Origin of the sequence: Yoonia sp. F2084L (assembly GCF_023015625.1) — a bacterium.
Classification (GTDB): Bacteria; Pseudomonadota; Alphaproteobacteria; order Rhodobacterales; family Rhodobacteraceae; genus Yoonia.
The window spans coordinates 53149-72961 of record NZ_JALKAH010000008.1; the positions used below are offsets into that span (position 1 = coordinate 53149).

The window sequence follows — 19813 nt, forward strand, 5'->3', positions numbered from 1 at the left end:
AGAAGACGTAAAAAGGGAGGCGATGAGATGGGCAAACGTGTCCTTCTGATCGAGGATGAGCCAAACATCATCGAGGCGATCAGTTTCATCCTGTCTCGGGACGGATGGACCGTACACACGCATGAGGATGGCACCACGGCTATGGATAAGGTGTTGGGCTTGCCGCCCGATATGATCATCCTTGACGTGATGCTACCGGGGCGCAGCGGTTTTGATATTCTGCGGGAATTGCGGGGTCATGACACCACACGGCTGACGCCGGTGATGATGCTCACGGCGCGCGGCCAGGAAAAAGATCGTGAACTTGCCATGCGGCTTGGGGCGAACCTGTTTATGACCAAGCCATTTTCCAACACAGAAGTGCGCGACCACGTCCGCAACCTGATGGAGGCATGAGCCAGAAGCAGAACCCGCCGGTCTTTTTGCAGCGGGCCAATTATCGGCAACGGCGGGTGCGGGATGGCGCAAAACTTTTGCCCTTCGTGGGTGTCGTACTGCTGGCAATCCCGCTGGCGTGGTCCAGCGATGGGCCTGACGAAAAAATTGGATCATCCGGGCTGATTTATATCTTCGGCGTGTGGGTCCTGCTCATCGTGCTGACGGCCATCCTGTCAAGCTTTATCCGGCCTGATGTGTCTGCGGATGCCACGGATTCGTCAGACACATGATGTCCTTCAACGCCCTGATTGTGATTGCTTTGGGCTATGTGGTTTTGCTGTTCGCGATTGCCTTTGTGGCAGAGCGCCGGGCGGCTGCCGGGCATTCCAACTGGCTGTCATCGCCATTGATCTACACGCTATCACTCAGCATCTATTGTACCGCTTGGACGTTTTACGGGGCCGTGGGCTATGCGGCGCGTTCAGGGTTGGAGTTTGTCACCATCTATCTTGGGCCAACATTGGTGATGATCGGTTGGTGGTGGGTCTTGCGCCGTTTGGTCAGGATCGGGCGCGCGCAACGGATTACGTCCATTGCCGATTTGATCTCATCGCGGTTTGGTAAATCGACCCAGTTGGGTATGATCGTGACGATCATCTCTGTTATCGCGGCAACACCCTATATTGCCTTGCAACTGCAATCCGTGACCTTGTCTTTTGCCGTTTTTGCACAAGCCGAAGGGGTGGCATGGGATCGCGCCGGTTTTAATGTAACTGCAATGTGGGTTGCGATCGGGCTGGCGGTCTTTACCGTGATTTTTGGCACCCGCAATCTGGACGCCAATGAGCGTCATCACGGTGTGGTCATGGCTATCGCGGTTGAGGCGATTGTGAAACTGCTCGCACTGATCGCCGTTGGTGTCTTTGTCGTCTGGGGTATTGCCGGGGGTCCGGGGCAGATGCTGACACGCATTGACCAGTCCGATATTGTCCTTTGGAACGAAGACAGCGGTCGCTGGATCAGCCTGATTTTTCTGTCAGGCGCCGCATTCCTGTGCCTGCCGCGCATGTTTCAGGTGCTGGTGGTTGAAAATGCGGACGAACGCCATCTGCATATCGCAAGCTGGGCCTTTCCGCTTTACCTGTTCGCGATGAGCCTTTTTGTGGTGCCCATCGCGGTCGTCGGGCTTGATCTTTTGCCAGCGGGCAGCAACCCCGACCTGTTCGTTCTGACCGTCCCACTGAACGAAGGACGCGGCGGTTTGGCGGTGTTGTCATTCCTGGGCGGGTTTTCATCAGCCACGTCTATGGTGATTGTTGCAACGATTGCCTTGGCCACGATGGTGTCGAACCACATCGTTGTTCCGATCTGGCTTAGCTTTCAGACCAATCAGCAGGCGGTGATGTCAGGCGACGTGCGTCACGTTATCCTACTATCACGGCGTTTGTCCGTCGCGGGCATCATGGCGCTGGGCTTTCTTTACTATCGCATGTCCGGCGGCGGGACTGCGCTGGCGGCTATTGGTTTGATTTCTTTCACAGGCGCAGTCCAAATCCTGCCCGCGATGATCGGTGGCATCTTTTGGCGGGGGGCGACCCGTGTCGGGGCTGCCGCAGGTTTGTTGACCGGTTTGGTGATTTGGCTTTGGACGCTGTTTTTACCAAGCTTCGGCGTCGATGCCGTTATCAGTCAGTCGGTGATGGATCAGGGGCCGTTTGGGTTGTCGTGGCTTCAGCCACAGGCGCTGTTTGGGGTGACGGGGATTGATCCGCTGGTCCATGGGATCATGTGGTCGATGTTGTTGAACAGCGCAGTCTTTGTGGTGCTGTCACTTGTGACATTTCCAGCCCCGCTCGAGCGTCTGCAAGGCGCGCAATTTGTGAATGTGTTTGACCACTCCTCCGCAGCACCTGCCTGGACCAGCGCGGCAGCCGGGGCCGAAGACCTGCTGATCATGTCCCAACGCATCATAGGCAGCACTGAGGCTCAAGCAATCTTTCAACAAGAAGCGATGCATCAGGGCAAGACCGGCACTTTGCCTGAAGTCACCCCTGAATTCATTGAGCGGCTTGAGCGTGAATTGGCAGGCTCGGTGGGGGCTGCGACAGCGCACGCCATGATCGGTCAGCTGATTGGCGGCAGCAGCGTGTCAGTGGAAGACCTGATTGCGGTCGCAGATGAGGCCGCGCAAATTCTTGAATACTCCAACCGGCTAGAGGCAAAGTCACAAGAGCAGGAACGCACCGCGCGCGCCTTGCGCGCCGCCAATGACAAGCTGACGGCCCTATCGATCCAGAAGGACGCGTTTCTCAGCCAGATCAGCCATGAATTGCGTACGCCGATGACCTCGATCCGGTCGTTTTCAGATATCCTGCGGGACGGCGAAATGACGGAAGATGAGCAGGAACGCTATGCAGGCATCATCCATGATGAAGCGGTACGACTGACCCGGTTGCTGGATGATCTGCTGGATTTGTCTGTGCTTGAGAACGGGCAAGTCGTTTTGCACGAACAAACCGGTACGCTGAGTGATCTGTTGGATCGTGCCATAAGAGCCGCCGGTCTGCACGATGGCGTCTTGAAGATAAGCCGTGATCGTGCAGATGAGGACGTAACCTTAACCGCAGACCTTGACCGGCTTGCGCAGGTTTTCATTAACCTGATTTCCAACGCTCGCAAATACTGTGACGCCAAAGTGCCGCATTTGACGATCAAGGTTATACAGGACGGCCAAGACTACGCGGTTGATTTCATTGACAATGGCAGCGGGATCTCTCCTGAAAACCAAGAACTTATTTTTGAAAAATTCTCGCGGGTCGCGGATGGTTCCAAGGCAGGCGGGGCTGGCCTTGGGCTGGCGATCTGTCGCGAGATTATGCATCGGTTGGGCGGTGAAGTGATTTATCTTCCGCAACAGTCAGGGGCTGCGTTTCGGGTCAAGCTGCCGCCGGTGAAAGCCTCGGCTGCGTTAGAACAAACGTAACCAGTTTTCATTAGGGTCACAGCCAGAGTATCTGTGGCAGGCCGATGACTGAAAGCACACAAGTGACATTGCTGCGGCGCATGACCCGACCGCAAGGGCAAGAGGTTGCGGAGAATCCGCTAACCTCGTCCCGTGCTGTGCGTCTGGCATTGACCAAAGCGGCCAATGATACCGTGGGGCTGGTACTGACCGTGGCAAGCGTGGCCGAAGAGGTCACTGGTCTTGATGATATGCTGGGCACGCTTGACGAAGAATTGATGCTGATCGGGTTGATGCGTGACGGCGCGCTTGCCGGGTTGATCGCATTGGACAACGAACTGCGCAGCGCCGTGCTGGAAATGCAGACAATGGGCGCGCTTTTGGGCCAAAAGGCAGACAAGCGCGCGCCGACACGGACCGACAAAACGATGTGTGATCCGGTGCTTGACCGGTTTTTGAGCACGTTTCCCGCGGCTGTGATCGGTACGCCACTTGAGGGTTGGATGAATAACGTCGCAACGGGTGACCGCGTGGACAGTACGCGTGCCGCCGGGCTGATCCTGAACGATTGCGACTATCGCATCGTCCGGATGAGCGTTGATCTGGGCCTGCCAGATAGGCAGGGGGAGCTGGTGATGACGTTGCCGTTCGTGCCTACAATTGAACATGTCGCACCCGCGCCGCCCGCTACGGTCGATTGGTCACCGACATTTCAAGAGGCTGTATCGAAAGCACCCGCCAGCCTTGATGCACTTTTGCACCGCTTTTCTGTGCCTTTGGCTGTGGCGCAATCGTTGCAGATCGGATCGGTTCTGCCCTTGCCCGGATGTACTGTCCATTCGGTGCAGCTTATCGCGCCTGACGGAAAACCGGCGTTACAGGCAAAGCTGGGGCAGGCTGGTGGTTACCGCGCCGTGCGACTTGAGGCGGCACCCGCACCGCAATTGTCCGATTTCGCGGCTGCGACGGCGCCATCGGCCATGGCTTTGCACGACGATGGCGTCATAACGCCGGACATCAGTATGGATGCCATGGCGAACAATAATGCCCCGGATGTCGCGATAGATATGCCGTTAGGTATTGAGAACCCGGTTGAGGCAAACACAGATCTGATGATGGACGACGGTGCGATGATGGCCGAACTGCCAACGGATTTTGACCCGCTCTAGGACCCGGCCAGGGCATCCAATTGCGGGCGCATGCCGCCCAGATCATATCCGGCGGCGGCGGTCGCGGCCATGATATCATCAGTCGACATCTCATTCGCCTGTCCCAAGGCCCAAACGATTGATGATCGCGTGCCAGAGGCGCAATAGGCCAGCGTTGGCCCGTCAGAGCCGCTCATGGCTGCTTTTTGTCCCGCGACCATGTCCATGTTCAACGCGTGATGTGTGATCGGGATCGTCACGAAGTTCAGGCCCGCTGCCATTGCTGCGGCTTCAATCACGCTGGCATGATGGCTGGGCGGGATTTCCATATCCGGCCTGTTGCAAATGATGGTTTTGAAACCAGCCTCTGCGATTGCTGGAATATCCTCGACCCCGATCTGGGGCGAGACGGCGTACGTCGGGCTGAGCTGTCGAATATCCATAGGCCTGTATTAAACCGCCAGTGTCTTGCGGTCCAGTCGGCTGCGCAGGGCAGGGGCGATCAACATGCCGATGCCCATGGACACGACGAAAGTAACGCCGCCCCATCCACCAAAGCTCAGCGATGCAACAGCGGGGCCTGGGCATAGGCCCGACAACCCCCAGCCCATACCAAACAACGTTGACCCAAGGACAAGGTTGCGACCCAGCTTTGGTTCGGGCGGCGTAGGGAATGCGCTTGCCAGCACAGGTTTGCGGCCCACGGTGATCCGCCACGCGACAGCCATCGGAATGATTGCGCCCCCCATCACAAAGGCCAGCGTCGGGTCCCAATCGCCAAAGATGTCAAGCCAACCTTGCACCTTTGTCGTGTCCGTCATGCCAGAAACTAAAAGCCCCAAGCCGAAGAGGGCGCCGACGATGAATGCAACAACGCTCCGCATCAGATCACCCCCAGAACATGCTTGAACACCACCACGGTCAGCCCGCCCGCGCCGATGTAGAACGCCGTCGCAACGATCCCACGCAGCGACAGGCGTGAAATACCACAAACGCCATGGCCAGAGGTGCAGCCATTGGCAAGGCGCGTGCCGACACCAACCAGAAGACCCGCTGCAATGATCACGATCCAATTGTCCGTCAGCTGCGTTTGCGCGCCACCCATCGCCAACGCCGCCAAAGCGGGGGCAATCAACAGGCCGGCGATAAGTGCGGCCCGTTCCATCCAGTCATGCCGCCCGCTCCCGTCGATGAGCCCACCAATAATGCCCGACGCCCCCATGATCCGGCCGTTGATCAGCAGAAAAATGGCCGCAGCCGTTCCAATAAGCGCGCCACCGGCGAGCCCCATGATCCAGTCTGTTGGCATGGTCTTATCCTGTCTTTTGTGGAAAACGTCTTAGAGTGTGTTGATGGGCACTTTGAAATAGCGCTGACCGTTGTCCTCGGGTTCAGGGAAGTGCCCCGCCCGCATGTTTGTCTGTAGCGAGGGCAATATCAAGCGTGGCATGCCCAGCTTCGCATCGCGCTGCTGTCGCATGGCGACGAACTCTTCCATTGGACGGCCTTCACCGATGTGGACATTCAGCGCCTTTTGCTCGCCCACGGTGGTTTCCCATGCGAATTCATCACGCCCCGGCGCTTTGTAATCGTGGCCTACGAAAATGCGGGTCTCATCCGGCAGGGTCAGGATCTTTTGGATCGACCCAAACAGGTCTTCGGCTGATCCGCCTGGAAAGTCGCAGCGTGCGGTCCCAAAGTCAGGCATAAACAGCGTGTCACCGACAAATGCGGCATCTCCAATCACATAGGTCAGGCAGGCCGGCGTGTGGCCGGGGGTATGCAGCACGTCAGCCCGCATCTGGCCGATGTGAAAGCTGTCGCCTTCATTAAAAAGCGCGTCAAACTGCGACCCGTCCCGTTGAAACGCGGTGCCTTCGTTGAAGACTTTTCCAAAGGTGTCCTGCACTACAGTGATATTCGACCCGATCCCGATTTTCCCGCCAAGGTGTTCTTGCAGATAGGGTGCCGCTGACAAGTGATCGGCATGCACATGGCTCTCTAAAATCCAGGCGACCTGTAAGTCCTCTGATTTGACCCATGCGATGATTTCATCAGCAGATTTTGTGTCTGTCCGACCTGCGGCCTGATCATAGTCAAGCACGCTATCGACAATCGCACAGGCCCGCCCTTCGGGTTCGCGCACGATGTAGGATACTGTGTTGGTGGCATCGTCGAAGAAAGCTTTTACATCAGGTTGCATATCGAATCTCCTTCAGTCATCAAGTTAATGGCATTGAAAAACATTTCAATGTTGAAATACGTCGTAGCAAAAGATATCAGTGTTTTATGGAAAATTCTGTCCAAACAGCAGTAGACCCGATGGATGCCGCAGCCGAAGAGGCGGCTGATGTGTTGAAGTCGCTGTCCAATCCGGGCCGTTTGCGCATTCTTTGCGCTCTGGTTCCCGGTGATCTGACCGTGGGCGAATTGGAGCGCGCACTGGGTGCCAGCCAGTCCTATGTCTCGGGCCAGCTTTTGCGATTGCGCAATGAAGGTCTGGTTGCCAGTGATCGTGATGGGCGCTCGATGCGGTATCGCCTTGCCGATCCGCGCGTGCGCCCGCTGCTTGAACGTATCTACGAACTGTTCTGCCCTGAGGCGTAACGCGCCAATTCGGCCCGCGCGACCTGCCTGCGATGCACGGCATCTGGCCCATCTGCCAGGCGCAATGTGCGCAGATGCGTCCATTGCCGCGCCAGTGGCGTGTCTTGCGACACCCCGGCAGCGCCGTACATTTGGATAGCTTTGTCGGTGATGTCGAGCGCGATCTGCGGGGCCACCACCTTGATCTGACTGATCCAAGGGGCCGCCGCCCGTTTGTCACCCTGATCCATCATCCAAGCCGCCTTCAGGCACAATAACCGGGCCTGTTCGATGTCCATTCGTGCTTTGGCGATAATGTCATGGTTTTCGCCCAACTGCGCCAGCGGCTTGCCAAACGCCTCGCGGTCCAAAGAGCGCTGGCAAAGCAGTTCGAGCGCTTTTTCGGCCTGACCAACCGCCCGCATGCAATGGTGAATACGGCCCGGCCCAAGACGCCCTTGGGCAATCTCGAATCCGCGCCCTTCTCCAAGCAACATGTTCTCGGCCCCAATGCGCACATCATCGAAGCGAAAGTGCATGTGGCCGTGGGGCGCGTCATCGTGGCCGTAAACCTCCATCGCGCGTAGTTTGGTGATGCCGGGGGTGTCGGCCGGAACAACAATCATAGAGTGTTGCTGATGCTTCGGCCCATCGAAACGGGTGCGGACCATGACGATATAGACAGCACAGCGTGGATCACCTGCACCGGTCGCCCACCATTTCTGACCATTCAGAATGTACGCATCACCATCCTTTTCACAGCGCATCGCGATATTGGTGGCGTCAGAGCTGGCGACATCCGGCTCGGTCATCAAATAGGCTGAACGGATCGCGCCCGCCATCAAAGGTTTCAACCATTGTTCTTTCATCGCATCCGTGCCGTAGCGGGCGAATACTTCCATATTACCGGTGTCGGGGGCGTTGCAGTTAAAGACTTCGGCTGCCAGATGGCTTTTGCCCATTTCTTCGGCCAGATAGGCGTATTCGACGGTGTTCAGCTGCGGTCCATCGCGGAAGGTGTCCCAGAAATTCCAAAGCCCGCGCTCTTTGGCTTTTGTCTTCAAACCTTCCAGAATTTCGGTTTGGCGCGGGGTGAACAACCACCGGTCGCCGATATCAACTTCGGCCAGAAATTCCGCATCAAGAGGCGCGATTTCATCCGTGATCATAGCCTTTACTGCGGCAAGAACAGGTTTCAGCCGTTCGGTTTGTCCCAGATCCATCTGTTCACCTCCTCCAATTTCCGGCCCATCGTGCATCGCCCGGTCCGGGTGTCAATCAAAGGGTTGCACAAAGCGGGGCGGGCGGCCCTAATGGTGTCATGAAAGAAGCTGCGCAAAACCTTGGGATCAGCCTGCCTGATCTTGATATCTACCTGACCGACGCAATCCCGGAATTCACATGCCTGCAAGAGGTTGTGAAGTTTGGCACAGGCCAGTCCAACCCGACCTATCAACTGAATGCGGCAAGCGGGACCTATGTTTTGCGCAGCAAACCCCCCGGTCGGTTGTTGCCGTCCGCCCATGCGGTCGATCGCGAATTTCGGGTCATGCAGGCATTGGCTGGCACCGATGTCCCCGTGCCGGAGGTGCTGCATCTGGCAGCTGCTGACACATCGCCCAGTAAACGCGCCTTTTTCGTGATGCGGTATCTGCCCGGACGCATCTTTTGGGACCCTGCGCTGCCTGACTGTCCGGCCGATCAAAGACCCGCGATTTATGATGCGATGAATGCAGCGCTGGCCGCGATGCATCATGTTGATGTCGATGCAATCGGTTTGGGGGACTATGGTAAACCGGGCAATTACTTTGCCCGCCAACTGGATCGGTGGAGCAGCCAGTACCGCGCGTCTGTCGATGAACCCAGCGAAGCCATGTCGCAGATCATGACCTGGCTGGGGGCCAATATGCCCGCCGATGACGGACAGGTCGCGCTTGTTCATGGGGATTGGCGGCTGGACAATATGATCTTTCAACCGGACACGCCAAAGATTGCCGGTGTGCTGGACTGGGAGCTATCCACGCTGGGGCATCCAATGGCTGATCTGGCCTATCAGTGCATGCAATGGCGGTTGCCAAATCAGGGTGATATGCGCGGGCTGGCCGGTGTCGACCGCGCTGCACTTGGGCTGCCAAGCGAGGCCGAATATGTCGCAGCCTATGCCGCAAGGCGGGGTTTGGGGCAGATCGAAAATTGGCCCTTCTACCTGGTTTTTGCGTTTTTCCGGCTGGCTGCGATTCTCGCGGGTGTTGCAGCGCGCGCGGCAGCGGGCAATGCATCAAACCCAGCGATGGCGCGCAAATATGGGGCAGCCGTGCCTGCGCTGGCGGCGATGGCCAGTATCGTCATGCATGAAGGGGCCGAACTTTAGCCCAGCATCACGCCAATGATCACCGCCATCAGGCCAATCATTGAAATAAACAGCGCGATCAGGTTGATGGGCAGAATTTTTGAGATGCGTGCGCGCAGTTCTTCGTCAGGCAATTTCGCGCGTTTGGCGCGGGTCACGGCCACAATGCTGTAGACGATCCCACACAGGCCAATGACCGACAGGGCCGCACCAATCCAAACGACAATTTCCATGATCACTCCGCAGTTTTGCCGGACTTATCGTGCAGTGTCGGGCTTCGCAAGGGTTGCGGGTTTTGGGGGCAAGGGCTAGTCAGGGCCCTAGTTTTCAGGAGAGCAGTGATGAACGATTCCGTGACCGAGACCACAAGCACCGTTGCCGGGCAAGAGCTGCGCCAATTCGTTGAACGCTATGAGCGGCTTGAGGCGGAAAAGAAAGATGTCGCAGACGCCCAGAAAGAGGTGATGGCCGAAGCTAAAGGGCGCGGCTACGACACCAAAGTGTTGCGCAAAATCGTGGCGATCCGCAAACGCGACGCGAACGATCTGGCCGAGGAAGAAGCCGTTATGGAAATGTACATGTCCGCGTTGGGCATGTAGGTTCAGTCGAAGGGCAGGATCAGGTCGACGCCGTCCATATCTGCGATGACCTCTAGGTCATCTTCATAGGCGGTCGACATCGCATCGACCAGATCATCGTCCAGCTCCGGCAGATCAATGCTGTCTTCCAGCTTTTCGGGCAGGGCGTAAGCCTCAATCACATCCGCGACCAGATGCTGGCGTGCTTCTATATCGTCAGCGGGAACATCCGCGAGGCGTGCGCCCAACATGTCCATCCCCGCAGGGCTGACGATGTTTGCCAACACATCATATTGCCCCGTGATCGCGGTATCGGCGGATACACCGGTTTGCAATCGGATCAGTTCTTCCCAGATCAACGGCGTATCCTCGTTGCACCAGACATAAAGCGGAGTGTCCGGGGCAGCCAGTTTAATGCGGCGGATTACGTCGGACCACCGCAGTTCAACGGGTTGAAGCACACCCAGATACTGCGACAAGCTTCCAACAGCCGCCCGAGCGGCAGTGTCTTGCAGGAAACTGGCAGGGTTGCGCAAACCAAGGAACAGCGAAATATCGTCTTGCGGGAAAAGCTGATGCAGACCGCGCACTTTCATTTCGGCCTGATGGTAGAACACACTGTGATCAAAGATACGCTTGGGGATGGCGATAAAGTTGTCATTGCTCAGTACAAGCCGCGCGATGTTGTCATCCTCGACAATCGCGTCAAGCAGGACATCGCGGGCCCCTGTGGCAGGGCGTTCACCATCAAGCTCTTGTATCGCTTCGCGGATCAGCTTGCGGTATTTGCCGGGGCCGGGAACAGCAATCCCTTGTTGCAGCAATGTATTGGCATTTTTGAGAATGGACTTCAGCAGCCGATCTTCATCCGTGCAATTTGCGCCGATATGAAATGCGATCTGCATGAGGTGCTTTCTTGGGTCGTTCCAGTCGGGACATCATAGGGTGATTTGCAGCACGCGAAAGCGGGTTTCGGCAATGCGCTTTGCCAGATGACATGGCATCCCATTTTTTTCACGACACTGTGCGAAAACACCATTGCACTGCGGCGTTTCCCCCTGCTATACGCCGCGCAATCGGATGATCCGATCCACCCCGTGCGGTGGACCAGTGCCCCTATAGCTCAGCTGGTAGAGCAACTGATTTGTAATCAGTAGGTCCGCGGTTCGAGTCCGTGTGGGGGCACCATTTAATGATTAAAATCAATAACTTAAGTTGTGGGGTTTTATTTTACCCCACTCATGGAAATCATCCGGAAGCATATCGGAAGCAGCCCGTACGTGTGGCAGAAAGGCGACGGTCAAAGTCTAGATTCGTATTATTCGATTTTTGGTACAGCGCACTTAGCCATTTACCGCGCTAAGGCATGCAAAATTGGGCATCTTCAAAAGTCGATGCAAAGATCAGGCAGCTTTGGACGTTTTCCAAATCTTCTTCCAGATCACGTACAACATTCAACATTTCCCGCAAGTCATCACGCAACCTATCTCGTTCTTGCAAGAGCCCGTTGAAATCATCGACTAGAGTGTTGTGGGTCCGCAAGAGGTCGTCATAGTCATTGACGCATGCTGTGACGTTCGATTTGCAAGTGAAGCCTTCAAAGTTGCACTGGTAGCGATTGAAGCATTGGGCAGCTTGATCAACGCATTGCCCTGACGAGGAACAAACTGTGTCCCCAAACCCTAGACAAGACGGACGGGTGCCGATGCTGCAGCTAAAGTTTTGCCCGAAGGCGGGTAGGGTGAACAGCACCAAGGAAAGGGTGAGTAGGATACGGCTTAAGGTCATGCCTAGCTCTTTCGGGCAGGTGTGGTGTCGTTTTGCGCGTCGCGCTTGATCGCGGCCATTTGCGTGGTGACGTCCATCGTTTCAACGCTAACGCGAGTGACGCGCGTCAGTAGATCAATCACCTGTTCCTTGTAGTCGGCAAAACGGTAGGTGTTGAACTTGGCACGGATCGTGGGGTCCTTGGGGGTCTTTTCCTTGTACTGATCCAGTATCCATTCAAGGCCAGAGCGGTTACCAAGCTTATAATCCCAACAGGCGGGCGGAATGCCCGACAAGGTTGTTTCACTGTCTAGCGTGATGGTGCCCGCGTCCTTGTCAGCGCGCATGATTACCTTGGGCGGCAGGCCCGCTGTGCGGGCTTTTACGTCTTCGACGCCGGTGCGCGTCAGCTTCCATGGTTTGACTTTTTCGTAGCCGATGTGCAGGTCCAACAGGTGCTGGCCCCAATCGCGCCATTGGTGGAAATCGGGATAGAACGGAATGCGGGGAAATTCACGTTTGAGGTTGATGGCATAAGTGTCGCGATACACCGGATCATGCAGTACCGCATAGACATAGGCAAAGATATCGTCCTTGATGATTTTGGCTTTCTTACCATAGTGGGCGGTGAATTTGTTGAGCGCCCAGTCGGTGATATTGTCGGTTTTTTCGCCGTCTGGGGTGAGTAGATGCAGAGGCAGGGTCTCTGTCCCACCATTTCCAGTTTTGATATAACTGTAGTCTACTGGCTTGCTTGCGGCCAAGACTGACAAGCCATCGTCTGCCGCGACACAGCGAAAAGCAATATGCCTATTCGGTATTCTAAGAGTTTCTCCAAAAAATCCAAAATGAAGCTGCGTGAGTCGATCTGATAGTGCGTTTTCCGCATAGAAAAACCCTGGCACAAACGCTCGCTGTTCTACTGGGGCAATTAGTTTCTTATTGTATCGTAATGCTGTCGAAGGGATGCGAAGGCCACTACTGATCTTGATTTTATGTCGAAGTTTCAGAAGGTCCGTTATGCCTTGCGATTTCGCTGTGTTCAGCACATCGATGAAATATTTTGCCTTTGCTTCCAATGCAGCTGCGTCATCAGAATAAACCCATTCATCGCGGTTGGTCTTTAAACCACTGGCAAATGATTTAAATACAGCCCGCTCTTGCGCCTTAACCTTCGCCGCCTTTGTCTTCTTATCCGCAACGGGTAGCAAATCATCCCAGTTATTCTCTGTCTGGTTGATCCAATTGGCCTTGTCATCTGGTTTGATCAGTTCGTATTTAGCATCTGATGCAGCAATAGCAGAGAGCCACGACAGCTTGTCCTCCGCCGTCTCCAACTCGGGCCGCCGCACATAGTGTATTTTGCAGTCGCGCTTTTTCTTCTTGCCCAACTGCCTGCGCACAAAGAATGAAATCGCTACCCCTGTCTGGATGCCGAATACGTTGTTCTTGGTCCCCGACAACTTGGGATTGGCGCGCACATCGCCGCCAAGGTCCACCAGATAAATCTCGTCAAATTCTTCGGCTACATATCTGCGGAACCCGTCAAAGGTGCGGCTGTCGATAAAACTGCGGTTAGTGACAAAGGCGATCACCCCGTCATCATGCAGCCGGTCCGACGCCCAGCGGAAAAACCGCGCATACATGTCATAGACCTTGGTTTTCTGTGCCGTGGACAGCTTTACAAACGACCGTTTGATCAGGTCGTCGATATGCGGATAGGTCCGGTTTTTGTTGTTGTCGTTCTCGTTTTGCTGGTTGGCGTTATAGGGCGGGTTGCCGATGACCACGGATATCTTGCGCTTGTTCTGCCGTTTGACCCGGGCCACGTTTTCGTCCGACACCGATGCGAACATATCAAACTGATGCCCCGATTTGATTCCCAGCCCGCCAATATTGTCCAGCGTGTCGACAAAACACAGGTTGGGGTATTCGGCGAATTGCCCTGATACGGCCTGATACGTCGCTTCGATATTCAAATTCGCCACGTAATAGGGCAGGATCGCGACCTCGTTGGCGTGCAGTTCTTGAGTGTATTTATGGCGAAGCTTTTCAGGTTGTCCGCGAAAGTATTCGATCAGCTCACAAATATAAGTGCCGGTGCCCGTGGCCGGATCAAGGATTTCGACGCCTTCGTCAATCAGCCGCTTACCAAAGTGCTTGTCGACTAGCCAATCGGCTCCTTCGATCATGAATTTCACGATCTCGTTTGGGGTATAGACCACGCCCAGACGGTCGGCAGCGTCGGGGTTATATACTTTATAAAAATTCTCGTAGATCACCTTGAGGAACGTCTGTTTTTCGGTATGGCTGGTGATCTGTGCTGCGTTGGCGTTGATTGCAGCGTAATACGGTTGCAGCGCGCGTAGCGTCGATTTCTTGACCTCTCCAGTAAAGAACGCCCCCTCTAGTTCATAGAGGAGCTTGGCCACGTTATTGTCGCGGTGAAAATCAGCCTCATCAAAAACACGGGCAAAGATTTCCTCTGTCAGGATGTGCTGGATCAGCATTTCACGCACGTCATCGCGCCCAAGTGTTGGGTTGATGGTTTCGCGGGCGTGGTCCAGAAACTTCTTGGCTGCGGGTTTGAACGTTGTGTTGCTTTTGTAAGCGACATCAATCTTTTCCCGCAATGCAATCAAGACAGCAGGCAGATCGGTCTTGAACTGCTCAACTGCGTTGCGGAATTGGGCGATTTCGGGACGTTGATAGCCAAAGAACAGATTGAGTAATTGCTCTAACCCTTTGGTATCGGTCATGTCGCAACGTGTTATTTCCGTGCGATCTTGCCACAATACGGCTGTCTGGGAATCCTCAAATATGATGTTGTCTTGAGGATAGCCCTTGCGCAGTTTGTCATCAATTTCTGCGTCAAGATCGTCATCGGTGTCCTTGGCTTCCCAGTAGCCCAAAGGAACCCGTACATCGTGCAGAATCGCGCCGTCTGGCCTGATCTGTTTCTTGAGGCTGGATAGCATAGGATACTGATTGATGAAGGTGAGGCCATCGGCTTTTGCCCAAGCCTTGAGCAAGTCCTTGAATGCCTCGCTTATGACGCCTTCGGTGAAGGATCCACTAACGACACGGATGCGGTCGATATCCGCCAAGTAGCTATTGATTAGTCTTTGACTCATTACTCACCCCTTACGTGCATCATTGTTATCCACACCACCGACGAACGTCTAGGCCGATAGCAGACTCTTACTTTGGGCTCCTTGGTCGCGACACACCAAAGCGCCCCACATAACGTAAGACGCTTTGGACTGTCTGATGCGGGCCAATGTTACATTACGTAGGCCGCTCCGGTTTCTGGATAAACACGTACCTGTCTTTGGCGTCCTGCAACTGCTTTGCTGCACGTACGGGATTGGCTTCGACTTCGGCAGTCATATCTGCCGCAAGGGTGTCGAACATCTTCCCTAAGCCATCCACGTCCGTATCGTGTAAAGCGCCCAAAGTGATGCTGCATCCCAGCACATTCCGAACTAGCATCCCAATGTGTTCCTCTCGGTGAACTTGCTTCATCGGGTTCGGGTCGGCACCACTGCGCATCTCAGTCAGGTCATCGTTCATTTCAGCGCAGACGATTTCCCAAAGCGGATGGTTCGGCCACCGCGCGCGGTTAGGGTCTGATGGGGTGAGTTCGGTGTAACGGACGACCTCACCCGCTTCCCGGCACAGGTCGCCAAACAGGTCAAAGAATTGGCCCCACGTACGTATCCCCCAGCGATCTTTGAGTAGGTCCTTACCCGCCCGGAACTCGACCCGCCAAACGCGGTTTTCAGCGGCAAAATTGGGATCAGGGGAAAGCCTGTACGTACGTACGTGGGCAGGGTCATTTTCAGCCTGTTTGCACGTACGTAAGGTATGGTTCCAGATATCCCACCAATGCGACTTTTTGTGCGCAATAACTTCTGCGCGTTTGTCATAGATGATCACTTGCCGGTTCCGCGTCCCGCCGATGGTGACGGACGTCACACGGCCTGACTTGCCGTGTACCGACATATCATCAGGTGTGATGTAATCCCGCCGTCCAGCGGCGCTGTGCATCACGAATTGATCGGGATTGAGAACGAATGATGGAGCCAACACATCGACACAAAAATCAGCCCGCGATATGCTTATATCATCCGGACCAAAGCGGATGCCAAACCTATCCATGATGTGATCGACATGCGCCTTGGCTGCGCCTAATCCGTGCATGGCCATAAAGAACGACCCGAACGACAACCGGATGCCCCACGGATCCTTTGCGTTTGGCTTTTTAAAGAACCACGTGGCCCCCTCTTGGCCACCGCTGGCAATGAACCGATAGCCGCTGCCGCCGTGTGGCGATAAAAGCAGATCAATGCCGTTGTAGGATACCAGCACATCGCGCCGTTCTTGTTCTGCCACGTTGCGTTCGGCGTCAAGGTAGTCGAACAATTCGCTGGGTATGTTGGCTTTGATAGCCAGCGCCAGCGTATCAAACCCTTTATGCAGAATAGTTAAGTCATTTGGGGTGAATGTATTTCCAGAGGGGGGTGCTACAATCACCCCCCTCTGGCCGTGACTATTAGCGGTTGATTGATGATTATTTGCGACTATTGCGCCTCCGGCGGGGCAGCTTGGGTTTTGGGGCCGGGACGGTTGGGGGCTATTTGCTTGCATTGGCCTGCCTCGCAATCCAGATTTCAGCGCGTTCTGTACATTTGGCGACGTTCAAAAGATCGGTGTGGGAATAGCTGGTGGTGCTTTGCCAATTCCCGTCTTGATCCTTGTAGGACCGAGCAAGGTCAACGGAATGAAAGCCGTTGTTGTCCCAGATGGTGGCGGTAATCAGGCCGAGCCTGACCTTGTGAGCTGGTGTGTTCATTGCAGATATCCTTTCGCTGCATATTGGACGGCAGACATAGAAAGGGCGCGCGTTGGCGTTTGAACGCGCGCCCTGTTTGATGACCTTCCGGCCCCAAAATCCTCAAAGGTGCTGCCAAGCCCTCTGAGGCAAAACTGATGTGTTAGACGATTTGTGAGGTGTTCGAGATCGTACGATCTGCGATCCATTTGTTCAGATCAGCGCGGCGATAGCGCACTGATCTGGCCGAAACCCTCACAAAGTCAGGGCCACCGCCGCGATGCCGCCAATTCTGTAATGCGCGAACGGAGTAGCAGAGCACGTCTGCCGCCTCGTTTTCGTTCATAAGCCGGTTAGGGTCCTGTTGACCGGAAGACTGAAATGTTTGTTGTGTCATGCTACTACCTACTGCTGATGACGCGTTAGCGCCGTTCCTGTATCTTCTAAGTAGATTGACGTTCGGAACCGAAATAGACGGCATGATATATTTAAATTGCCCCACCGGAATGCGTTGATTTATATACTATTACTTTCAATAGCTTAAATGAACTTGTCTTCTCCGTATCCTTAATTGCCGCACTAGGCGTAGTGATTATAAGTTAAGATTTTCGACCCGCTCTTTGCCAACTTTCAGGGGTTTTTTCGGCCCAGGTGCGCAAAAATTGGCGTTTAGAAAGATCGGGAATAGCTGTTTTGCAGTCCTGCCAGCAATCGGCTTTTCGCGGAATATCATCGCCATTGCTTTGGACCATATCCGCAATCATCGCCTCGCATCGCGCTTTGGGCTCAAGCGCACCAACATTCTGCGGGTCGCTGCTATACTTCAAAACCCAGTCATTGAATTCTGCCATACTTACGAAAGCGGCAAGGCGGTTTGGTTCTCGGATAGGGTTTGCGGGCGTGATCGCGGAATCGCGGTCGGATTGGACAATGCCACGGCTCAATCGTTCGCTACGCGGCAGACGGACGAGCGACAGGTTTATATAGACTTTGAATGCAGACCTAAGCCGCCAGTCCTCCCATGGCACCGCCACGCCGCCGCCATAGTAGATTTGCAACGCGCCAGTCGAGAATGCGTCAAGCATCAAGCCTTCAATCTGAGAACGGCGGACATAATTGTCATGTTGCTCAATCCAACCGTCATACTGCGGCGGGAAATGCCTAAGTCGATCTTCTGTCAAGCGCTCTTGTCGCGACAAGTCGATGTACTTTTCCTGCGCTGCGGTTTTCTGTTCTTTGTCTCCCGCATGATTTATCTGCTGCGACAACATCGCCATCTCGCCCGCAATTTCAGTTAGCGACCGCACGATCTTGGCCTTTTCAGTCTTTGATGCACTTGGATCGTCTGCACGACACGCCCACGCTTCGGTGCCTGTCCACGCATCACTGAAAATGCGACGACCTGTCAGATCAAATGCTTGCAGCAGGGAGTGATGGGCGGTGAGGTCAAAGCTTTGCATGGAGCATGCCTAGACCAATCTCAAACGCGTTGCGATAGGTCGATTTCCGGCTACCGTACCCTACCGTAACTAGGTGCGGTGTTAGTACGCGGTAGGGCTACCCATTGCAAAGGCCATTCGGTTCGCGATTTGCCCCGCTGCTTTTTGCACGGCATCGTCCGATAGATGTGCATATCGTAAAGTTGTAGACAGGTTTTTGTGACCCAAAATCTCTTTGAGCATGAAGGGATCGATGCCATTGGTGACCGCGACAGACGCATATGTGTGCCGTAGATCGTGCAAACGCACATCGTCCAATCTCGCCCGCGCCCTGATCTTGCGCCACGGCTTTTGGAGGTCATTGTAATGGCTCAAGCCATGGTCACCCAAAATCACATAGGGATTGTCTTCACGGCGGTCGAGCGATTGCACAAGTTGGTAAGCCTCGCGGGGCAGGGGGATGCGCCGCCGCCCTGTCTTGCTGTCTGGCAATTCCAGATGTGTGCGGGTGACGTAAGCCCATTTCAATTTTTGGATTTCGCTGAGGCGACACCCCGTTAACAATAGCAGATAGAAGGCTGCAAAAACGTAGCGACTGATTTCGTCCGCCTGCAGCATTTCGCCCATAACCTGCCCAAGGCGCACTTGTTCGTCGTCGTCGAGATAGCGCTTCTTTTCGACTTCCGGATATTTCTTTATCTTGCGGGCAGGATTGGTGTTGATCGGGCGCAGTCCCCAATCCTCCGCTAGGTTCAGCATCTTGGACAACATCATCACGCCGCGATTGGCTTGGTAGGGAGTGCCTTGCCGTTTGAGGTGAAACGCCGCGATGTCCGCAAAAGTGATCTCAGAGACTTGGATCGATCCCAAGACGGGATTCACCACTTTTTCCAGCAGGTTGCGATAATCGTATAGTGTGGTGGGCTTGCAGTGCAGTTCAACATGATCCGTCAGAAACCGTTTGCCCAGTTCCTTGATTGTTGGGCTGCGTAGACGTGCCTTGCGGTCGGCAGATGGATCAGCGCCGCGCGCTACGTCTGCTTGCACCAGCTTGGCATCCTTGCGAGCCTCATCAGCGGTCAAGACGCCGTGCTGCCCAAGGTTTTTGCGACGGGTGCGGCCATTGGCGCGATATTGGACGACGTAAACCTTGCGACCCGTCGGATAGATACGCAATCCGAAGCCGCCCAATTCATCGTCCCAGACGATGCGCTCTTTGGCTTCGGGTGCTAAGCTCTCAACGACCCTTTTGGTTAGTTTTGTCATGTGACCCTCTCAATAGATGCGAAATCCGGAAGCATATCGGAAGCATCGTGCAGCGTTTCGTAGCGTTGGTAATGAAACGTCAGCGTGTGGAGCGTCAAGGTAAACTGTTTAATAACAGTGATTTATGGCCGTGTGGCGTGGTTTGGAGAAATGGTGAGAAACAGCCTAAAGTCGATTTGTAATCAGTAGGTCCGCGGTTCGAGTCCGTGTGGGGGCACCATTAAATCAATAACTTAGACGATTTTGATCTGACCTTTAGGCTCTTTCTAGGCTCATAGTCATCGATTTCTGCGCCTTTGCAAACACTGTAGTTGCCGAGCAGATAAATCATCACTTGTATAGCTCTTGCTTGGGTACCAATGAATTGGAGATTTGGATATTCTGAACCGCGCCGGGTTTGCCGGAGGCTGATTTGTCTTAGTTACGCGGCCATGTCTGATCTTTCCAGAGCCGCGTAGAAGTTTGCCTCGGCTTCTGCAGGCGGGATATTCCCGATGGGTTCCAG

The 19813-nt window shown here is 54.8% G+C and carries 21 protein-coding genes and 2 tRNA genes; 9 read left to right on the plus strand and 14 right to left on the minus strand.

Annotated elements, in window-relative coordinates; all coding sequences use genetic code 11:
- Positions 1-27: 27 nt before the first annotated feature.
- The 4 genes from MWU60_RS18685 to MWU60_RS18700 are packed head-to-tail and all read left to right on the plus strand — an operon-like array spanning position 28 to position 4509.
- A complete protein-coding gene (locus MWU60_RS18685) occupies positions 28-396 on the plus strand; it encodes a response regulator (protein ID WP_247228944.1) in 369 nt (122 codons plus the stop codon).
- On the plus strand, positions 393-668 hold the full coding sequence (locus tag MWU60_RS18690; protein ID WP_247228945.1) for a hypothetical protein: 276 nt from the start codon (positions 393-395) through the stop codon (positions 666-668). Before MWU60_RS18685 ends, MWU60_RS18690 begins: the two co-directional genes overlap by 4 nt.
- Complete coding sequence (locus MWU60_RS18695; RefSeq protein WP_247228946.1) at positions 665-3361, plus strand: ATP-binding protein; 2697 nt, start codon at positions 665-667, stop codon at positions 3359-3361. The genes MWU60_RS18690 and MWU60_RS18695 overlap by 4 nt, the downstream gene beginning before the upstream one ends.
- 44 nt (positions 3362-3405) lie before the next feature.
- Positions 3406-4509, plus strand: coding sequence for a flagellar motor switch protein FliM (locus MWU60_RS18700; RefSeq protein ID WP_247228947.1), 1104 nt, complete (start codon positions 3406-3408; stop codon positions 4507-4509).
- Here the strand turns inward: MWU60_RS18700 and MWU60_RS18705 are convergent.
- Genes MWU60_RS18705 through MWU60_RS18720 form a run of 4 tightly spaced genes read right to left on the minus strand, consistent with a single transcriptional unit; the run spans position 4506 to position 6691 of the window.
- Positions 4506-4931, minus strand: coding sequence for a TIGR01244 family sulfur transferase (locus MWU60_RS18705; protein ID WP_247228948.1), 426 nt, complete (start codon positions 4929-4931; stop codon positions 4506-4508). The two genes, MWU60_RS18700 and MWU60_RS18705, sit on opposite strands and share 4 nt — an antisense overlap.
- Positions 4932-4940: 9 nt before the next feature.
- The gene (locus MWU60_RS18710) at positions 4941-5372 is read right to left on the minus strand and encodes a DUF6691 family protein (RefSeq protein ID WP_247228950.1); all 432 of its coding nucleotides are present in this window, start codon (positions 5370-5372) and stop codon (positions 4941-4943) included.
- Positions 5372-5797 carry a YeeE/YedE thiosulfate transporter family protein gene (locus tag MWU60_RS18715; protein WP_247228951.1) on the minus strand — a complete coding sequence of 142 codons (426 nt, stop codon included), beginning with the start codon at positions 5795-5797 and terminating at the stop codon, positions 5372-5374. Before MWU60_RS18715 ends, MWU60_RS18710 begins: the two co-directional genes overlap by 1 nt.
- 30 nt (positions 5798-5827) lie before the next feature.
- Positions 5828-6691 (minus strand): MBL fold metallo-hydrolase, encoded by an 864-nt coding sequence (locus MWU60_RS18720; protein WP_247228953.1) that lies wholly within the window; start codon positions 6689-6691, stop codon positions 5828-5830.
- 86 nt (positions 6692-6777) lie between these two features.
- Here MWU60_RS18720 and MWU60_RS18725 point away from each other — a divergent pair, with 86 nt between their 5' ends.
- Positions 6778-7095: a metalloregulator ArsR/SmtB family transcription factor gene (locus MWU60_RS18725; RefSeq protein WP_247228954.1), complete on the plus strand. Its 318-nt coding sequence runs from the start codon at positions 6778-6780 to the stop codon at positions 7093-7095.
- Here MWU60_RS18725 and MWU60_RS18730 read toward each other — a convergent pair.
- Entirely contained in the window at positions 7068-8297 is a 1230-nt protein-coding gene (locus MWU60_RS18730; RefSeq protein ID WP_247228955.1) for an acyl-CoA dehydrogenase family protein, read from the minus strand. The two genes, MWU60_RS18725 and MWU60_RS18730, sit on opposite strands and share 28 nt — an antisense overlap.
- 98 nt (positions 8298-8395) lie before the next feature.
- On the opposite strand from MWU60_RS18730, the gene MWU60_RS18735 reads away from it, so the two are divergent.
- The gene (locus MWU60_RS18735) at positions 8396-9445 is read left to right on the plus strand and encodes a phosphotransferase family protein (RefSeq protein WP_247228957.1); all 1050 of its coding nucleotides are present in this window, start codon (positions 8396-8398) and stop codon (positions 9443-9445) included.
- Here MWU60_RS18735 and MWU60_RS18740 read toward each other — a convergent pair.
- Positions 9442-9657, minus strand: coding sequence for a hypothetical protein (locus MWU60_RS18740; RefSeq protein ID WP_247228958.1), 216 nt, complete (start codon positions 9655-9657; stop codon positions 9442-9444). The two genes, MWU60_RS18735 and MWU60_RS18740, sit on opposite strands and share 4 nt — an antisense overlap.
- A 108-nt stretch (positions 9658-9765) precedes the next feature.
- Here MWU60_RS18740 and MWU60_RS18745 point away from each other — a divergent pair, with 108 nt between their 5' ends.
- Positions 9766-10023 carry a DUF2312 domain-containing protein gene (locus tag MWU60_RS18745; protein WP_247228960.1) on the plus strand — a complete coding sequence of 86 codons (258 nt, stop codon included), beginning with the start codon at positions 9766-9768 and terminating at the stop codon, positions 10021-10023.
- Between the two features lie 2 nt (positions 10024-10025).
- Here the strand turns inward: MWU60_RS18745 and MWU60_RS18750 are convergent, their stop codons facing one another.
- Positions 10026-10907, minus strand: a complete 882-nt coding sequence (locus MWU60_RS18750; protein ID WP_247228961.1) for a hypothetical protein — start codon at positions 10905-10907, stop codon at positions 10026-10028.
- 207 nt (positions 10908-11114) lie between these two features.
- Between MWU60_RS18750 and MWU60_RS18755 the strand changes: the two genes are divergently transcribed.
- Positions 11115-11190 (plus strand) — tRNA-Thr (locus MWU60_RS18755).
- A 171-nt stretch (positions 11191-11361) separates the two neighbouring features.
- On the opposite strand, the gene MWU60_RS18760 is transcribed toward MWU60_RS18755, so the two are convergent.
- The 7 genes from MWU60_RS18760 to MWU60_RS18790 all read right to left on the minus strand — a co-directional run bounded on the left by MWU60_RS18760 (position 11362) and on the right by MWU60_RS18790 (position 19308).
- Positions 11362-11790 carry a hypothetical protein gene (locus MWU60_RS18760; protein WP_247228962.1) on the minus strand — a complete coding sequence of 143 codons (429 nt, stop codon included), beginning with the start codon at positions 11788-11790 and terminating at the stop codon, positions 11362-11364.
- A gap of 2 nt (positions 11791-11792) precedes the next feature.
- On the minus strand, positions 11793-14903 hold the full coding sequence (locus tag MWU60_RS18765) for a type ISP restriction/modification enzyme (protein WP_247228963.1): 3111 nt from the start codon (positions 14901-14903) through the stop codon (positions 11793-11795).
- Positions 14904-15057: 154 nt separating this feature from the next.
- Positions 15058-16305, minus strand: coding sequence for a hypothetical protein (locus MWU60_RS18770; RefSeq protein ID WP_247228964.1), 1248 nt, complete (start codon positions 16303-16305; stop codon positions 15058-15060).
- 100 nt (positions 16306-16405) lie between these two features.
- On the minus strand, positions 16406-16624 hold the full coding sequence (locus MWU60_RS18775) for a hypothetical protein (protein ID WP_247228965.1): 219 nt from the start codon (positions 16622-16624) through the stop codon (positions 16406-16408).
- Positions 16625-16766: 142 nt separating this feature from the next.
- Complete coding sequence (locus tag MWU60_RS18780; RefSeq protein WP_247228966.1) at positions 16767-17000, minus strand: helix-turn-helix domain-containing protein; 234 nt, start codon at positions 16998-17000, stop codon at positions 16767-16769.
- A gap of 202 nt (positions 17001-17202) precedes the next feature.
- Positions 17203-17880 carry a hypothetical protein gene (locus tag MWU60_RS18785; protein WP_247228968.1) on the minus strand — a complete coding sequence of 226 codons (678 nt, stop codon included), beginning with the start codon at positions 17878-17880 and terminating at the stop codon, positions 17203-17205.
- Between the two features lie 264 nt (positions 17881-18144).
- Positions 18145-19308: a site-specific integrase gene (locus MWU60_RS18790; protein ID WP_247228969.1), complete on the minus strand. Its 1164-nt coding sequence runs from the start codon at positions 19306-19308 to the stop codon at positions 18145-18147.
- A gap of 137 nt (positions 19309-19445) precedes the next feature.
- Between MWU60_RS18790 and MWU60_RS18795 the strand changes: the two genes are divergently transcribed.
- A tRNA-OTHER gene (locus tag MWU60_RS18795) sits at positions 19446-19528 on the plus strand.
- Positions 19529-19813 lie beyond the last annotated feature (285 nt).

Coding starts and splice junctions, on each gene's coding strand:
- MWU60_RS18690 (WP_247228945.1), top strand. CDS start 393: ATGAGCCAGAAGCAGAACCCGCCGGTCTTTTTGCAGCGGGCCAATTAT.
- MWU60_RS18695 (WP_247228946.1), top strand. CDS start 665: ATGATGTCCTTCAACGCCCTGATTGTGATTGCTTTGGGCTATGTGGTT.
- MWU60_RS18775 (WP_247228965.1), bottom strand. CDS start 16,624: ATGAACACACCAGCTCACAAGGTCAGGCTCGGCCTGATTACCGCCACC.
- MWU60_RS18785 (WP_247228968.1), bottom strand. CDS start 17,880: ATGGCGATGTTGTCGCAGCAGATAAATCATGCGGGAGACAAAGAACAG.
- MWU60_RS18780 (WP_247228966.1), bottom strand. CDS start 17,000: ATGACACAACAAACATTTCAGTCTTCCGGTCAACAGGACCCTAACCGG.
- MWU60_RS18725 (WP_247228954.1), top strand. CDS start 6,778: ATGGAAAATTCTGTCCAAACAGCAGTAGACCCGATGGATGCCGCAGCC.
- MWU60_RS18790 (WP_247228969.1), bottom strand. CDS start 19,308: ATGACAAAACTAACCAAAAGGGTCGTTGAGAGCTTAGCACCCGAAGCC.
- MWU60_RS18760 (WP_247228962.1), bottom strand. CDS start 11,790: ATGACCTTAAGCCGTATCCTACTCACCCTTTCCTTGGTGCTGTTCACC.
- MWU60_RS18735 (WP_247228957.1), top strand. CDS start 8,396: ATGAAAGAAGCTGCGCAAAACCTTGGGATCAGCCTGCCTGATCTTGAT.
- MWU60_RS18685 (WP_247228944.1), top strand. CDS start 28: ATGGGCAAACGTGTCCTTCTGATCGAGGATGAGCCAAACATCATCGAG.
- MWU60_RS18710 (WP_247228950.1), bottom strand. CDS start 5,372: ATGCGGAGCGTTGTTGCATTCATCGTCGGCGCCCTCTTCGGCTTGGGG.
- MWU60_RS18740 (WP_247228958.1), bottom strand. CDS start 9,657: ATGGAAATTGTCGTTTGGATTGGTGCGGCCCTGTCGGTCATTGGCCTG.
- MWU60_RS18730 (WP_247228955.1), bottom strand. CDS start 8,297: ATGGATCTGGGACAAACCGAACGGCTGAAACCTGTTCTTGCCGCAGTA.
- MWU60_RS18715 (WP_247228951.1), bottom strand. CDS start 5,797: ATGCCAACAGACTGGATCATGGGGCTCGCCGGTGGCGCGCTTATTGGA.
- MWU60_RS18700 (WP_247228947.1), top strand. CDS start 3,406: ATGACTGAAAGCACACAAGTGACATTGCTGCGGCGCATGACCCGACCG.
- MWU60_RS18720 (WP_247228953.1), bottom strand. CDS start 6,691: ATGCAACCTGATGTAAAAGCTTTCTTCGACGATGCCACCAACACAGTA.
- MWU60_RS18705 (WP_247228948.1), bottom strand. CDS start 4,931: ATGGATATTCGACAGCTCAGCCCGACGTACGCCGTCTCGCCCCAGATC.
- MWU60_RS18745 (WP_247228960.1), top strand. CDS start 9,766: ATGAACGATTCCGTGACCGAGACCACAAGCACCGTTGCCGGGCAAGAG.
- MWU60_RS18750 (WP_247228961.1), bottom strand. CDS start 10,907: ATGCAGATCGCATTTCATATCGGCGCAAATTGCACGGATGAAGATCGG.
- MWU60_RS18765 (WP_247228963.1), bottom strand. CDS start 14,903: ATGAGTCAAAGACTAATCAATAGCTACTTGGCGGATATCGACCGCATC.